Annotated in this window: 16 protein-coding genes; 1 reads left to right on the top strand and 15 read right to left on the bottom strand. The window is 37.9% G+C overall.

What is annotated here, in order from left to right:
* Positions 1-8 precede the first annotated feature (8 nt).
* The 3 genes from DWV85_RS01430 to nth all read right to left on the bottom strand — a co-directional run bounded on the left by DWV85_RS01430 (position 9) and on the right by nth (position 2,465).
* Positions 9-278: a PC4/YdbC family ssDNA-binding protein gene (locus DWV85_RS01430; protein ID WP_004696187.1), complete on the bottom strand. Its 270-nt coding sequence runs from the start codon at positions 276-278 to the stop codon at positions 9-11.
* Positions 279-382: 104 nt separating this feature from the next.
* Entirely contained in the window at positions 383-1,828 is a 1,446-nt protein-coding gene (locus DWV85_RS01425; RefSeq protein ID WP_123137882.1) for a hypothetical protein, read from the bottom strand.
* 1 nt (position 1,829) lies between these two features.
* Entirely contained in the window at positions 1,830-2,465 is a 636-nt protein-coding gene (nth, locus tag DWV85_RS01420; protein WP_123137881.1) for an endonuclease III, read from the bottom strand.
* Between the two features lie 123 nt (positions 2,466-2,588).
* Between nth and DWV85_RS01415 the strand changes: the two genes are divergently transcribed.
* A complete protein-coding gene (locus DWV85_RS01415) occupies positions 2,589-2,858 on the top strand; it encodes a DUF896 domain-containing protein (RefSeq protein WP_004696194.1) in 270 nt (89 codons plus the stop codon).
* Positions 2,859-2,987: 129 nt separating this feature from the next.
* Here the strand turns inward: DWV85_RS01415 and DWV85_RS01410 are convergent, their stop codons facing one another.
* From DWV85_RS01410 to murF, 12 genes are all read right to left on the bottom strand, one after another.
* A complete protein-coding gene (locus DWV85_RS01410) occupies positions 2,988-4,235 on the bottom strand; it encodes an aminotransferase class I/II-fold pyridoxal phosphate-dependent enzyme (RefSeq protein WP_004696196.1) in 1,248 nt (415 codons plus the stop codon).
* A 251-nt stretch (positions 4,236-4,486) separates the two neighbouring features.
* The gene (locus tag DWV85_RS01405; protein WP_004696198.1) at positions 4,487-5,056 is read right to left on the bottom strand and encodes an outer membrane beta-barrel protein; all 570 of its coding nucleotides are present in this window, start codon (positions 5,054-5,056) and stop codon (positions 4,487-4,489) included.
* Positions 5,057-5,136: 80 nt separating this feature from the next.
* Complete coding sequence (gene ftsZ / locus DWV85_RS01400; RefSeq protein ID WP_004696200.1) at positions 5,137-6,177, bottom strand: cell division protein FtsZ; 1,041 nt, start codon at positions 6,175-6,177, stop codon at positions 5,137-5,139.
* 138 nt (positions 6,178-6,315) lie between these two features.
* Positions 6,316-6,660 (bottom strand): small basic family protein, encoded by a 345-nt coding sequence (locus tag DWV85_RS01395; protein ID WP_004696202.1) that lies wholly within the window; start codon positions 6,658-6,660, stop codon positions 6,316-6,318.
* Positions 6,657-7,352 carry a DUF881 domain-containing protein gene (locus DWV85_RS01390; protein WP_105086599.1) on the bottom strand — a complete coding sequence of 232 codons (696 nt, stop codon included), beginning with the start codon at positions 7,350-7,352 and terminating at the stop codon, positions 6,657-6,659. The genes DWV85_RS01395 and DWV85_RS01390 overlap by 4 nt, the downstream gene beginning before the upstream one ends.
* A complete protein-coding gene (locus tag DWV85_RS01385; RefSeq protein ID WP_123137880.1) occupies positions 7,353-8,234 on the bottom strand; it encodes an FtsQ-type POTRA domain-containing protein in 882 nt (293 codons plus the stop codon). It abuts the gene before it with no gap.
* Positions 8,235-8,262: 28 nt separating this feature from the next.
* On the bottom strand, positions 8,263-9,195 hold the full coding sequence (locus DWV85_RS01380; RefSeq protein ID WP_021148271.1) for a D-alanine--D-alanine ligase: 933 nt from the start codon (positions 9,193-9,195) through the stop codon (positions 8,263-8,265).
* Complete coding sequence (murC, locus tag DWV85_RS01375; RefSeq protein ID WP_024061910.1) at positions 9,192-10,574, bottom strand: UDP-N-acetylmuramate--L-alanine ligase; 1,383 nt, start codon at positions 10,572-10,574, stop codon at positions 9,192-9,194. Before murC ends, DWV85_RS01380 begins: the two co-directional genes overlap by 4 nt.
* A 14-nt stretch (positions 10,575-10,588) precedes the next feature.
* Complete coding sequence (gene murG / locus DWV85_RS01370) at positions 10,589-11,698, bottom strand: undecaprenyldiphospho-muramoylpentapeptide beta-N-acetylglucosaminyltransferase (protein WP_012864506.1); 1,110 nt, start codon at positions 11,696-11,698, stop codon at positions 10,589-10,591.
* Complete coding sequence (gene murD, locus DWV85_RS01365; protein WP_123137879.1) at positions 11,698-13,068, bottom strand: UDP-N-acetylmuramoyl-L-alanine--D-glutamate ligase; 1,371 nt, start codon at positions 13,066-13,068, stop codon at positions 11,698-11,700. The genes murG and murD overlap by 1 nt, the downstream gene beginning before the upstream one ends.
* An 83-nt stretch (positions 13,069-13,151) precedes the next feature.
* Positions 13,152-14,138 carry a phospho-N-acetylmuramoyl-pentapeptide-transferase gene (mraY, locus tag DWV85_RS01360; protein WP_123137878.1) on the bottom strand — a complete coding sequence of 329 codons (987 nt, stop codon included), beginning with the start codon at positions 14,136-14,138 and terminating at the stop codon, positions 13,152-13,154.
* 56 nt (positions 14,139-14,194) lie between these two features.
* Positions 14,195-15,553, bottom strand: a complete 1,359-nt coding sequence (gene murF / locus DWV85_RS01355; protein WP_060919745.1) for a UDP-N-acetylmuramoyl-tripeptide--D-alanyl-D-alanine ligase — start codon at positions 15,551-15,553, stop codon at positions 14,195-14,197.
* Between the last annotated feature and the right edge of the window lies 1 nt (position 15,554).

Raw genomic sequence — 15,554 nt, 5'->3', positions numbered from 1 at the left:
AACCAATACTATTCCTTGGACGCTTGCTTTTCTTCAATAGCCTCAGCTAAAATAGCTTCCAAGTCACTTTCGTTGAGGATGTCACGCAATGCAATGAGCTCCTCTAAAGAAAGGGTAATACCTTTTTTCATGCTTGTATATTCACTATCCCAAGCACGAAGATCAAACTTAGGATTGTATTTTCCCCAACTAGTACATGTTAATTGTTTTTTCCAACCATCTTTATCTTCAGACAAAGTACCAATAACCTTGAAGATTTCAAAATTAATAACTGCCATAGGTCCTCCTTTCTTACATATTCATATGCTATGTTTCGTATCTACTATATTTAGTAGTTTATATTTTTTAGGATACGATATATTTTAAACCAAAATTATATGATTTACAATTCTTTTTTATAGTCACTATAATCTTCAATATCAATAGAAGCTGTAGGTGGCATAACTTGTGCACCTAATGAATCTACGGTCTCTTTCCAACTCCTTGTAGCCTCCGTAACAGCCTTGATATATGCCTCGTCAGCAGCCTGTACAGATTTAATTAGTTGGGCTTCATTCTTTACATCTAATACGCGACGACGTACGCTACTAAGCATATAGCCAAAGGATTCAGCTGTTTGAACGAGCATGGAGATTTCTTGAATCAATGTTTGACCCGTAGTGCTGCAGAAATAGGCATACCACATATATGCTAATTCAGCATCTGGGAACATCCAGTACATATCATCTACAGGCGCTTCTGTCGTAATATCTACATCAATATGATCAGTATGACGTTTAAAAGTAAGAAAATAAGCTCCACTTTCAATAAGAGCAGTGCGACCTAATTCAGATACACGGCTATCAATGCAATAAATACCATCTTGACCTAAGGCTACGTCCGTTTGACCGCCGGGCAACAAAATAGAGCGCAAGGACAAGCCATAATTTAATACCGTAAATACTGGCAATTGCGCAAATACGCCATGAGGTAATGGAATATAATTAATTGTTTTCCACTCATCCCCTACACGTTCACGAAGACCAACACGCATTTTTTTTACATCGTATTTACCATATACGATTTCATAAGCCCCTAATGGAGTCCATTCTCGTATAGCTTCTACTCGTTTTTGGTTCAAGAAAAATTGCAACGCCATATTATTTAAGCCCAATTGATTTTGTGCCATTATAGCAGGTAAGAATAATTGAGCAGTCCCTTCTGGAACTAAGTTATGTAATCCGTTAGCGACCTCTTCTACAATATCTTCAGAGGATTGGAACATACCAACTGTGCCTGTAAAGATATGGTCAAAATAGCTACGATGAGGCCATTGATTAATGATTTGAGCCATCGGATATAAACGTGTCAAAATGCTATAACACACGGGAGATGCCGTATACAGAACGACTTTTTTATCTTCATAAGATTGAAGAATCTCTTCAACCATGCCTGCATATTCTTCTACATAAGCATACAGAACCAGTTCTCCCGTTTTACTATGAGCTTCGATACTTTCACGAACAGGAGTTTCCCAAATAGTGCCTACATCTAGACCTTCTAAAATGCCTGTGTCACTAATAAAATCAAACAATTCCACTCTAAAGGATGGTCCATAAAGAGCTTGGAATGTATTCAAATCATATGGTACAGGACCAAAGGATTCTACTGTGGATTTTTCTGCTAACGCATATAAATCATCTGCCGTTACCCCCCACTCACGGGAGCTAGCATTACTAGAAATCAATTGATCTAGCACTTTAAAACGCATTAACTCATTTACAATATCAATTCCCTCAATACCATGATTAGCACAAAGGGCAATAAATTCTTCGTTATTTACTTTCATATTAAACCTTTCTGGCTGAAGGACATAGATGATTTAAAAAACATTCATTACACAAAGGCTTACGAGCCTTACACACTCTACGGCCATGATAGATTAACCAGTGGTGTGCAGCAGCCCAGTCCTTTTTTGGAATTGCCTTTTGTAACTTTTGTTCCATCTCTTCTGGCGTCTTAGCAATACCTAATTTTAATCGGTTAGACACGCGAAATACATGTGTATCTACCGCAATGGCTGGTGTACCAAATAAAACGGATACCACAACATTTGCTGTTTTACGCCCCACACCAGGCAATTCAACGAGTTGATCAAACTCACGAGGCACCTCTCCATGATATCGGTCAACTAAAATTTGACAAGTAGCAATTAAGTTTTTTGCCTTGGACTTATAAAGGCCACAATCTTTAATAAGAGTCTCTAACTTAGCAACTCCAATTTCAAGCATCTTTGCAGGATGATTAAGTTCAGGAAATAATCGTTTAGTAACAATATTAACTCGTTCATCCGTACATTGTGCTGACAAAACTACAGCAACTAATAATTCAAATTCATTTGTATACTCAAGGGCAGGTTTTGCATCAAAATAATGCTCTTGTAACAATTTCAACTGCTCTGCCTTTATCGCTTTTGTTACACGCATACAGTTCTCCTTTCTCACCTGTGAAAGTACAGACGCGTACAACTTATATCTTACCATACGTATTCATTAAGTTCTATGTTATAATAAAACATACTATTCTAATATAGAATACAGGAGGCTCATATGAGTAATATTAACGATACATTAAAACGAATAAATGAACTAGCTGCAAAGAAAAAATCTGGTCAAGAATTAACGCCAGAAGAGTTAGCAGAAAAAAAAGAACTATACGAAATCTACTTAAGCTTCATTCGTGGTCAAATTACAAGCACCTTGGACCGCGTTGAATTTATAGACCCAGAAACAGGTGAAAGAACCGCTCCTAAACGAGCGCTTGAAAACTTGGCAAAAGAAGCTGATAAAGACATTAAAGAGCATAAAGATATTCACTAATGTAACAAATAAACAAAATTTATTACATTACTAATATCCTTTTATATTTATTCAATCAAATTTATATCTACATACTAAAAACCACTTGATACATGTATCAAGTGGTTTTTAGTATAATTTACTTATGTATTATAATTTACCAAGACGTTTCATAGCATTATAAATTTTTTCAGCTAGACCTGTCATTTGACATTTAGGAATACCACATGCTGCTATACGAATACCATTTGCTAATGCAATCACATAGATGTGCTCTTTTTTCAATTCTTCACAGATAGCATTCGCAGAGTCTGTAGGAATTGTAATAAAGAAGCCACCGCGGTAAGGTAACATAGGAAGTCCTACTTGTGCTGCTTCTTGTTTAAAGATATCAGCACGATCGCGAATTAATTGATAATAGCAATTGCGTTCAGCTTCATATTCCTTAAACTTAGCTGGATCAGCCACAATATTAGCCATTGTACGCATTGCGGGACGACAAATATTGGACCATGTGGCACGACTTGTAGATTTGTTAACTTCGAAAAACTCATCAGCTATTTCTTCATCATCAGAGATCCCAATCATCGCACCAACGCGCTGACCATACATAGTAAATCCTTTAGATAAGCTATAACACACACAGGTGAGAATTTCTTTTGGTAAATGACTAAATTTATTGAAGAACGCACGTACCTCATCTTTTTCACCAGAGTAATCAAGATATGCTACATCAATACCAATAATCACATTATTTCGACCAATAGCAACTAAATCCTTCAAGAAATTAAGGATAGAATCCCAATCTTTATCCTCAATAGAGTAGCCGGTTGGGTTATTACCTGGTGTGTTAAAGATAACAACCACATTTGTTTGTTTAGCCGCCAATTCGTTTACACGATTTTGGAATGCTTCATGATTAAAGTTATTATGTTCATCAAATAAGGAATACGTAACTAGTGTACGTCCAGTATCACTACAAATAACACGGTATGCACCCCAGTACCAATCCGCTGTTAATACTTCATCACCAGGCTCTGTATAGTTATGAATCAAATGATGAATGCCACCAGTGCCACCTGCGGTAGCAATGCTACGAATATGACCTTCTGGACGGAAATTACCAAAACATTCTTTTTCAGCAGCACACAAAAAATCTGGAATACCCGCAATTGGTGCATAACCAACATGTTCAGAATCCGAAAGACTCAAATATTCTTCTTTAACGGTCTTAAGAAAAACTAAGTTTCCCTCTTCATCATGAATAGCACCCAACGTACCATTCACAACATTCTCACGGCCATTTTCTTTAGCATCAGCTTGAGCTTGACCAGCAGTTACGAAGATTACGTCTTTTAATTTTTTTCCTTTTGCATGCTTTGCAGCAACACTTGTCATAACTTGCACCATCCTATCTGAAATGAATATTACACATTTATCATACCTAAACTGATTTAAATATACAACGTATATTCAGTAAATATATTGTATACATAGAAGATTTAACTAACTATTAGTAATTCAACACTTATTAAATATATATATATATAATAATTAAGTACCTTATTTAGGAAAAATTGTTAACAAATATACAATAAAACAGTAAATATATAAAAAAAGACCACTCAAAAGAGTGGTCCTTATCATCCTTAGAAGGAGTAGCCTACACCAGCGTGTAAACCTTTTGCAGTTTTATCATTGCTATCTACGCTATATTTATCATAGCCATAGTATACATTCAAATCTACATCAGGGCGTACTTCATATTGAGCACCTACTTGATAAGTTTGCTTAATATCATTACCCCAACCAGCCTTAGCAAAGCCGTTTACTTTATTAGTCAAAGGTACATGACCGATAACACCAGCTTGGAAACCAAGTTCAGTATCATTTGTACGAATCGCAGTACCTGCACCATATAGATTTACATTTGGATGTACCTTATAAACCAATGCTAATTGATGATCTTTAATATCGCCATTTTTTGCATTTAATTTATCGTAAGAGTATTGTAATGCAGCTTTATTGGAAAGGTCGTGTTGTAAAGAAACACCGAAACCATCATTGCTATTGCCACCACCGTTAGATACGTGTTGTTTAAAAGCATAATCAGCTTGTACCTTGGTGGATCCATCACTAATTTTTGTTACAGGAGCTGCAGCAAATGCACTGCCGGCTACAACTGTAGCTGCTAAAGTTAATAATACTAATTTCTTCATTTTTACCTCCTATACACATACCAATGGTATGTCTTAATAAGTTACTAATTGATAGGTATAATAATTATACAATCTATAAATTAGCGTTTCATGAATACAGGGATATCAGGGATACCATTGTTAGTATTTGTAGTGGATGCCGGACGGGATGTAGTTGTTGTTTTACCGAATTCAGGTACATTCTTAGTATTTGAATTAAAACCAGTTGCCACAACAGTAATTTGAACTGTATCGCCTAAGCTTTCATCGATAACAGAACCGAAGATAATATTTGCATCAGGATCCGCCGCTTCAGAAATAATTTCGGCAGCTTCATTAATTTCAAACAAGCTTAAGTTAGCACTACCGGAGATATTGAGTAAGATGCCTTTTGCACCATCGATAGATGTTTCCAACAATGGGCTATTAATAGCCATTTTAGCTGCGTCAGCAGCGCGGTTTTCACCTTCGCCAACGCCAATCCCCATCAATGCTTCGCCTTGTTCAGTCATGATAGTTTTAACATCTGCAAAGTCAAGATTGATCAAGCCAGGAACTTGAATCAAGTCTGAAATGCCCTTGATACCTTGGCGAAGTACATCATCAGCTGTACGGAATGCATCGCTTAAGGAACATTTTTTATCTACAACTTGCAACAATTTATCATTAGGAATAACGATAATAGTATCTACTTTTTGAGTCAAGAATTCAATGCCTTTTTCCGCTTGTGCACGACGGCGTTTACCTTCAAAAGCGAACGGTTTAGTAACGACGCCTACTGTCAAGGCACCGATTTCTTTAGCACATTCTGCAACGATAGGAGCAGCACCTGTACCAGTACCACCACCCATACCAGCAGTTACGAATACCATATCAGCACCTTCAAGAGCTTTTATAATTTCTTCGCGACTTTCTTGAGCAGCCTCTTCACCGATTTGTGGATTTGCGCCTGCACCAAGACCTTTTGTAACCTTCTCGCCAATTTGAATCGTTACATCCGCTTTAGATAATTCAAGCACTTGGCTTTCAGTATTAGCGGATAAAAATTGAACACCTTTAAGATCGCTATCTACCATGCGATTAACAGCGTTATTACCGCCGCCACCAACACCGATAACTTTAATATTTGCAAAATCAGACATTGAACTTCCTCCTCTTATCGTTATCTATCGTATCAATATACGTCCCAATGTATCGATTTATATACTGACAATCTTATAACAATTACATTTATTTTACACTAAAATTTAAAAACTTTCCACTATATAGAATGTGATTTATTAGAATCGCTTAGTCATAATAATCTTTCGTATAGCGCCTACATTAATAAATACATGCAATCCAAAGCCAATAAGAGCTACGTAATATAGGTTAATTCCTATGAGGTCACCTACATATACAAGAATAACAGCTAACACAACATTTGAAAAGAACCCAAGTACAAAATTACTAAGATCAAAGGTTCGTTCCAATGCAGCCCGGCTACCACCAAATACAGCATCTAGTGCAGCCAGAACAGCGACCGATGTGTAATTTGCATAACTTATAGGTATATGAAATGGTGAAAGCCACCCTAATGTAGTACCTACAATTAAACCAACAATGGCAAAGATATAAATATTCATTCTTTACCTCCTGTTTCATTAGGCTTTATATGCTCTTCTCTAAAGGTTCCTGTAAAAGCTGGAATAGCTATTTCATTTTCTTCCTTTATGGTTACCTTTATGCCCCAGTGTTTCAAGGAATCCACCACACCGCCTCGCATGGTGAGCGCAGAATTTAGTGTTTTTGGATCACCAATTGCCTTAACTGTAAAAGGAGCCCCAAAAACCTTACCATTCACAGTAATAGTCGGACCAGAGCATCGTATTTCAGAAGTCCCTATGAGACGTTGATCATTGATAGCTATCGCCTCAGCCCCACCAGCTCGCAATTCATTAACAATACGTAAAATATCTTCATCATGAATTACATATAAATTAGGATTTTCACCACTTTGAATTGGCTTTAAGCTATCCTCAATTAATACACTAACACCTGTACCTTTAACATTAGTTAAAGCTGCTTTCATCATCAACTGTTCATCTGCTTTAACATTGCTACTAGCACCAGACTGTTTAAGTTCTTCTATTTGTTTTAACAATGTATCACGTTCACTTTGAGCCTCTCGTAATTGTACGGCTAAATCACCAGCCCGTTGTAAACGGATATTTTCTTCTATATTATCTTGAGTCATCTTATATTGAGTAACAACCATGAAACCCAATATACAACTGACTAAGGCTATTGCCCACCGTTCGTGTCTCACGACAATCATCTACCTTTTATCTTCAACATGACCTTGTTTATCTTGTTTTTTATCATCCTTCTTAGTAGATGAATTTTCTGTTGTCTTTGTTCCAGTCTGATGCTTTTTAACTTCCGGTATTACATCAGTTTTTATATATGGTGATGAAACATTAACATCTATATATTGTACATTGCTATGTGTTGTCTTAATATCTTGTAACATAGACTGAGTTAACTCGGCTTTTTTAGGTAAGTCTTTACTATCCCCTAATCTAATTTGCACCCCCGATACGGTATAAGCCATTATTGCATCAGGATCTCCTATATTGACTTCTGCAATATTCTTGAAGGTGCTCTCATCAAGAGAGTTCAAGTATTCAAGAGCCGCCAAAATGGGCTTATCCACAACGGTATCACCTAACAAAATATTTCCCGCCTTAACGCCTGATATCATTGGTACCGACGTATCTTGTATTGCAGGCTCTGATGCAATCACTTGACCTTTACTGTCAAGTGTTAAATAACCAAACTGAGCTGGTACAACTGCAACAGCCTTGCGTTCTATGACACGTACAACCATTGTAAATGGTAATTGATAACTAATTTGGGCCTCTTCAACCCGTAAGTCTTTCGCCAATCTAGTTTTTAATTTCTCTGTACTAATTTGCAATATATTTACAGGTTCATGAATATCCCCTGCTACCATTACATCTTGTACAGTTACCTTATCCGATCCTACAATTTTTAAGGATCCAAAAGGAATAGGTAGTGTAAACAATCCCACCAACACGAGAGTAACTGCACCACCGATTTTTAACACTCGTTTTCTAAATACAGCCCGTTCATCTTGAACAGGTGTAGAAGACTGCATCTCCCCAGAGTTGGATGGATGGTATTGCTTATCATCCATAGATAACTCCTTATGTTCTATTCAGCCCTTAAAATTTCCCTATACTAGCTGTTAATAGAATCTTTTCACATAATGTTGGAAAGTCAATTCCCATTTCTTTAGCTGCCTTTGGTACTAAAGACGTTGCCGTCATACCTGGCACAGTATTGTATTCTAGAACATACATATTATCTGCATGATCTGTCATAATATCAACACGAATAACCCCACTGCCTTGTACTTCGCGATACACAAGTTCCCCTATGCGTTGCATTTCAGCAGTCATTTCTTCACTAATAGGCGCAGGTACTAAATATTCTGTAGCACCTACAGTATATTTACTGGTATAGTCATACTCACCAGAATGTGGACGGATTTCAATTACTGACAATGCCTTCCCGTCAAGAACGGATACTGTAAATTCGCGACCATCAAGAAATTGCTCTACTACAAGAATCGGATCATATTTTAGCGCTTCTGTAACAGCAGCCTCCAATTGTGCCTCATCACGAACGATGGTAACGCCAATACTAGAGCCTTGAGTAGCAGATTTCACCACTACAGGAATCGTAAACTGTTTACGAATATGTCCTATAATGGCTTCTGCAGATTCTAAATTACCATTAAAGGATTCAGAAGTAGCTGTTGGAATATTAGCCCCTTTGAAAACATCTTTGCTTACTTTTTTATTCATTCCTACCGCATGAGCCATGATGCCCGATCCAGTATATGGAATTTCTGCCATTTCAAGTAAGCCTTGTAATGCACCATCTTCACCATAACGACCGTGAATTGCATTAAATACAATCTCTCCACCTAAGGATTCAATGTCTTTTAAAACAGTACGAGGATTAAGTTCTAATGTTTGGGCATTATACCCCTTGCTTTCGAGTGCTTCCGCAATAGCAGCGCCAGTACGGCGAGATACTTCAGCCTCTTTGGAAGGGCCACCCATCAATACGATTATTTTTTTATCTTTCATTGTAAGCCTTCCTCCAATATAGCTAATAATTTTGGTCCATATTGATTAATAGAACCAGCCCCCATTGTGATAACCAGATCGTTAGGTCGCACAATTTTTGCCAATACAGCCGGTATATCATCAACAGATGGTACATAATGTACAACCTTATTTGTAGCAGCTTCAACAGCATCAGGAATAGTACGTCCATCGATACCTGCAATCGGATCTTCACCAGAACTGTAAATATCTGTCATATATATTTCATCAGCACTTGTAAAAGCAGTGGCAAATTCATCTTTCAACAAGCTTGTACGTGTATACCGATGCGGTTGAAACACACAAATAACGCGATGTTTTTCAAGCTCTTTTGCTGCTCTTAAGGTCGCTTTAATTTCTGTTGGATGATGTGCATAATCATCGACAACCCAGACGCCAGCAACATGACCTTTTGTTTCAAAACGTCGTTTTGCACCGATAAATTTACCTAACGCTTTTGTAATAAAGCGATTTTCTACACCGCAACATTCATGAGCCACAATAAAGGCTGCCAATGAGTTTAATACATTATGTTCTCCAGGCACGCGCAAGCTGATACGGCTTATATTAATACCTTTATGATATACATCATATACCAAGGAAGAGTCCACATAATGAATATTTTTTGCTACATAATCATTATTATCCTCTAAGCCATACGTAATAAAAGTACGTTTTACGCGGCTCATAATATAACGAATATTTTCATTATCACCACATACGATAGCCTTGCCCGCTTCTGGTAACGTTTCGACGAACTCACAGAAAGCGTTTAACAAGTTATCCATAGTCTTATAATGATCCATATGATCATCTTCAATATTAGTTATAACGATAGTATGTGGACGCAATTTTAAAAATGAACCATCGCTCTCATCCGCTTCCACAACGGAAAAATGTCCTTTCCCAAGACAACTGCTACCTTTGAGATAATCTACTTCGCCACCGATAATTACCGTAGGGTCCGCATTAGCCTCCACTAAAATTTGTCCAATCATTGAAGTTGTAGATGTTTTACCATGCGCACCAGCTACTGCGATACCATCTGTTACATCTAATACAGCCTTTACAATATCAGAACGATGTAAAATGGTAATCCCTTGCTCTTTAGCGGCAACAATTTCAGGATTGTCTTCACGAATCGCTGTAGAACGAACTATGGCATCAACACCATTTACATATTCTTTATTATGACCGATATGCACCGTGGCACCCATATCTCTAAACTTAGAAATCACCGCAGATTCAGCAATATCTGAACCAGATACATCATAACCTTTTTGAATCAAAATATTCGCTATCGCACGCATACCAGATCCACCAATACCGATAAGGTGAATTTTGTGAATACCGTCTAACATAAAACCTCTCCTTGTTACTTTGCAATAGATAAAGCTAATTTTGCAATATCATGAGCCGCATTCGGTTTCCCCAATTGCAATGCTCGGTCTCCCATTTGTGCCAACAAATCACGGTTGGCCATAAACATCTCGATTTCCCCTATTAAATCGTGAGCACTCAACATTTTATCTACAATCATATGCGCCGCCCCTTCTTGTACAAAGATACGTGCATTATAGGTTTGATGATCTTCCGCTGCGTATGGATACGGTATCAATACGGATGGAATACCGCGAACTGCTAATTCTGCAAGACCTATAGCACCAGATCTAAATACTGCTAAATCGGCTGCTGCTAGTGCTTTTGGCATATCATGTAAATACGGCAAAATCAAAGATGAACTACCTAAACCATCCCCATCGGTAATGCCCAATTGGGATAAAACAGATTCATATTCTCCGTTTCCCGTAATATGGATTAATTTAATACCTTTCACACCTTGGAAGTGTTTATGTACATCTATCATAGCATTGTTAATAGTTCTCGCCCCTCGAGAACCTCCAGCTATGAGTACTGTAAAGGTATCATCACTTAAATTGAAATAGTTACGTCCCACTGTTCTCGAATCAACTAGCACATCTGGACGAACAGGATTCCCTGTATAGACTACGCGCTTTGCTTTAGAAAACGATGCTTCCGCATCCTTATAGCCTAGGGCTACCACATCAACAAAACGACTCAGAATTTTATTAGTAATACCTGCTATGACATTCTGTTCTTGAATTATAGTAGGAATATTATGTAATGCTGCAGCCAAGAGAACAGGCCCACATACATAACCACCAGTACCAATAACAACATCAGGTTTAAACTTACAAACTATAGCATTAGCTTTTACAATGCCTAAAGCAGTTTTACCTAATGTAACTAATGTACCTAACGATAATTGACGCTGCAAGCCTTGCACAGGAATCGTAGTAAACTCTATCCCCTCTTTAGGAACTAATGTAGCCTCGAGACCTTGCTTGGTACCAACATATAACACCTTTGCATCAGGATTTTGTTTCATAATTTCCTTATATATAGTTATTGCTGGATATATATGTCCACCAGTGCCACCACCTGAAATAATAACACGTTTCATTAATGGTGTCCTCCCTCTTGCAACATATGAACACAACGTTTAAAGTCATCTCCACGCTCTTCAAAACAGCTGTACCAATCAAAGCTTGAGCAAGCCGGAGATAATAGCACAATATCGCCAGTCTCTGCCAATTTATAGCCTTGTTCTACGGCTTCTTTCATGGATAAAGCACGATAAATCGGCTTCACACCAGCCTCTTTTGCAGCCGTCTCAAAACGATCTGCTGCTTCCCCCATGAAAATAACCGCTTTAGTCTTCTCCTTAACTAACTCCATGAAGTCTTCTAAAGGCGTCATTTTATCATGACCACCAGCTAATAGAATAACTTGTTGATCAAAGGATTCTAATGCTTTAACCACAGAATCTACATTAGTCGCTTTAGAATCATTATAAAATGTAATACCATCAATCGTTTTAACGCGTTCTAAACGATGTTCAACGCCATGGAACTCACTAATAATACGATGAATTGTCTCTACGGGTACGCCCAATGCATAAGATAAAGCAATAACGGTCAATATGTTTTCAATATTATGACTGCCTGGAATATGAATATCTTCATTTCCAATAACAAATTTTGCTACCCCATCTTTAGCAATATAACATTTCCCATCAGCATAATAAGCGCCATTCTCTACGGCTTTTTTTTGACTAATCTTTAGAATATGACTAGGCGCACGATGTTCCATATCAGCTACAACGGGATCATCTATATTCAACACTAAATAATCTGTACTTAATTGATTTTCAAAGATGCGTTCCTTCGCAGCAATATAGTTTTCCATCGTCTTATGACGAGCTAAGTGATCTGGAGTAATATTGAGCATAATAGCCCCAATAGGCCTAAAATGCTTGATTGTCTCTAATTGATAACTAGATAATTCAGCTACCAAAAAACCGTCTGCAGGCATAGAATACGCCACTTCACTAAGGGAATCACCAATATTTCCACCGACGTGAACTGGTTTTCCAGAGCCTTCTAGTACTTTAGTTAATAAGGTTGTTGTCGTAGTCTTACCATTTGTACCAGTAACAGCTACGATAGGTGATTTAGATACTTCATAAGCTAATTCTACTTCGCTGACCACGTCAATACCACGAGCCTGTGCTGCTTTTACAATCGGAATATCTAAAGAAATACCTGGAGAAATAACGATACGATCCACGCCATCTAGCAAGGATTCATCTTGACGTCCTGTAATAATATTTACCCCTGCCGCAACGAGTCGTTTCTCCTCAGCCGTAGGCAGTGTCATGGGCTTATAATCATTTAACACAACATGCGCACCCACTTGGGCTAATACCCAAGATGCACCTATACCGCTAGCTCCAGCGCCAAGAACAAGTATATGTTTATCTCCATATTCCATCTATATCACCTAAATTATTTATAAAATTAATGTATCCTATCTAATAAGCATACCATTATTTACAACTTCCGTTAAGTATTATCTTATAAAGTTATAGTCGCTAAAAGTACACCAATAATGGCTAAAACAGCGCCACCAAACCAGAAACGATTAACAACTGTTTGTTCTGCCCATCCGGAAAGTTCAAAATGGTGATGAATAGGACTCATCTTAAATACACGCACACCACGTGTTTTGAAAGAAATAACTTGAATAATAACAGATAATGCTTCCATAACAAAAATGCCACCAATCACCACAAGTAGCAATTCTGTTTTAGTTAAAATAGCCATTGCTGCAAAGGCACCACCTAATGCCAAAGAGCCTGTATCCCCCATGAATACTTTTGCAGGGTTCACATTATATACCAAAAAGCCAAGACATACAGCTGCTATTACAGCGCCGAAGTACGCAACACTTTCAGCACCAATAGAATTTGTCATCGATGCAGCCATCAAACCAATAACAGAGAATGCTATCGCCGCCACTGCTGATGTACCACCAGCAAGACCATCAAGACCATCTGTTAAATTTACTGCATTTGTAGCTCCTACAATAATCAAAAATGCCAATACATAATAACCCCATCCCAATTGTAATTGTATATCTATAACAGGAATCCATAATGTGGTAGGAACAACCATAATCTCAGTAATGCAATAACAGAATACAGCAGCCAATATAAATTGTCCAAGTAATTTTTGCTTCGCTGTTAATCCAAGATTGCGTTTTTTTACAGCTTTTACAAAATCATCAAAAAAACCTAATAAACAATGACCCAGTGTTAAAAATAATAACATTCCTGTGCCCACATTCCATGGTGCAAACAATGCCACGCCAATAACAAGGGCCACCATCATGAAAGCACCACCCATTGTTGGCGTACCGGCTTTTGCTTGATGACTTTCAGGGCCTTCTTCACGAATACTTTGTTGTGCGTGCAAAGAACGCAACATAGGAATAGCAATTTTACCTAGCACTACCGTAATGATGAAAGTCGCTACGAAGGCTAATAGAATGTGATTTATCATATGAATCCTCTACTTATTAATAAATAGGACGGCTAGATATAACTAGCCGTTACCTATTATTCTCGATCCTTTAATTCTTCAACAACGCGCTCCATTCGTAAACCTCGAGAACCTTTCACAAGGATAACATCCCCTTTTTCACGAATATCACTATATGCGTTGGCCATTTCTAAATGGCTGTTACAACGGAATGTAGTTAAACCTGCTTTTTTTGCTTCCTTTGCAATGAAGGCAGCAGCATCACCAAAGGTGAATACAATACTATAACCCTCTTCAGCAAGCAAATGACCGATTTCACGATGTGCTTCTTCAGAGAAGTCGCCGAGCTCGAGCATATCGCCTAGCATCGCAATTTTACGCTTACCTTCTAATTGGCCAAGTGCTTTAATAGCTTCTGCCATGGATGAAGGGTTTGCATTATAAGCATCATTTAAGATAACAATATCTTCAAATGGGACGATTTCTTGACGCATTGGAGTTCCACTAAACTCACTCAAACCTTTGCGAATTGTGTTAGATTTAATGCCTAGCACTCGACCTGCAACGATAGCCGCCAATGCATCATATACATTGTGTTCACCAATCATAGGTAAGAAGATATCAAAAACTTCATCATAACACTTACAAGTGAACTTAATACCGTCTTTTTTATAGCGCAAATGGCTACCAATACAAGTAGCATTCCGTTCAATACCATAGGTAATTGTTTTACCCTTAGCTAAACGATCCATAGCTTTTACATATGGATCATCTTCATTAAGGATAGCCACGCTGTTTTCAGGCAAGCAACGAATCAATTCACCTTTCGCTTCGGCAATGGCTTCTCGAGAACCTAAAAGCTCGATATGACTAGTACCAACATTAGTAATAATCCCCATCGTTGGTTCTGCAATCAAGGCCAATTCTTCGATTTGTCCGAGCCCACGCATACCCATTTCAACAACACAGGCTTCATGCTCAGCGGTCAAACGTAACAAGGTTTTTGGCAAGCCAATTTCATTATTAAAATTTTTCTCAGTTTTTAATACATTAAATTCTGTGCCAAGTACGGCTGCCACCATTTCTTTTGTCGTTGTCTTACCAGAGGAACCAGTAATAGCAACTACAGGAATATCAAAGCGGCGACGATGATATCGTGCTAAGTTTTGATATGCTACCAAAGTATTGTCTACCTCGATACAAGCAATACCTTCTACAGAACGTCCTTTTTCAACGATAGCCCCTGTAGCACCTTTTTCGATAGCCGCATTGATAAAATCATGACCATCAAAAGTATCACCTTTTAAGGCTACAAATAAAAAGCCTGATTCAATAGTTCTTGTATCAGTAGACACATCTAAAAACTTAATATTGTCGGTATGTGCACTCGTCCCCTGTGTGGCCTCCAGTACTTGAGACAATGTAAATTCTGCCATA

The sequence above is a fragment of the Veillonella sp. AF13-2 genome (genome assembly GCF_003603295.1).
Lineage (GTDB): Bacteria > Bacillota > Negativicutes > Veillonellales > Veillonellaceae > Veillonella > Veillonella parvula_E.
This window is presented reverse-complemented; position numbering and strand designations above follow the sequence as displayed.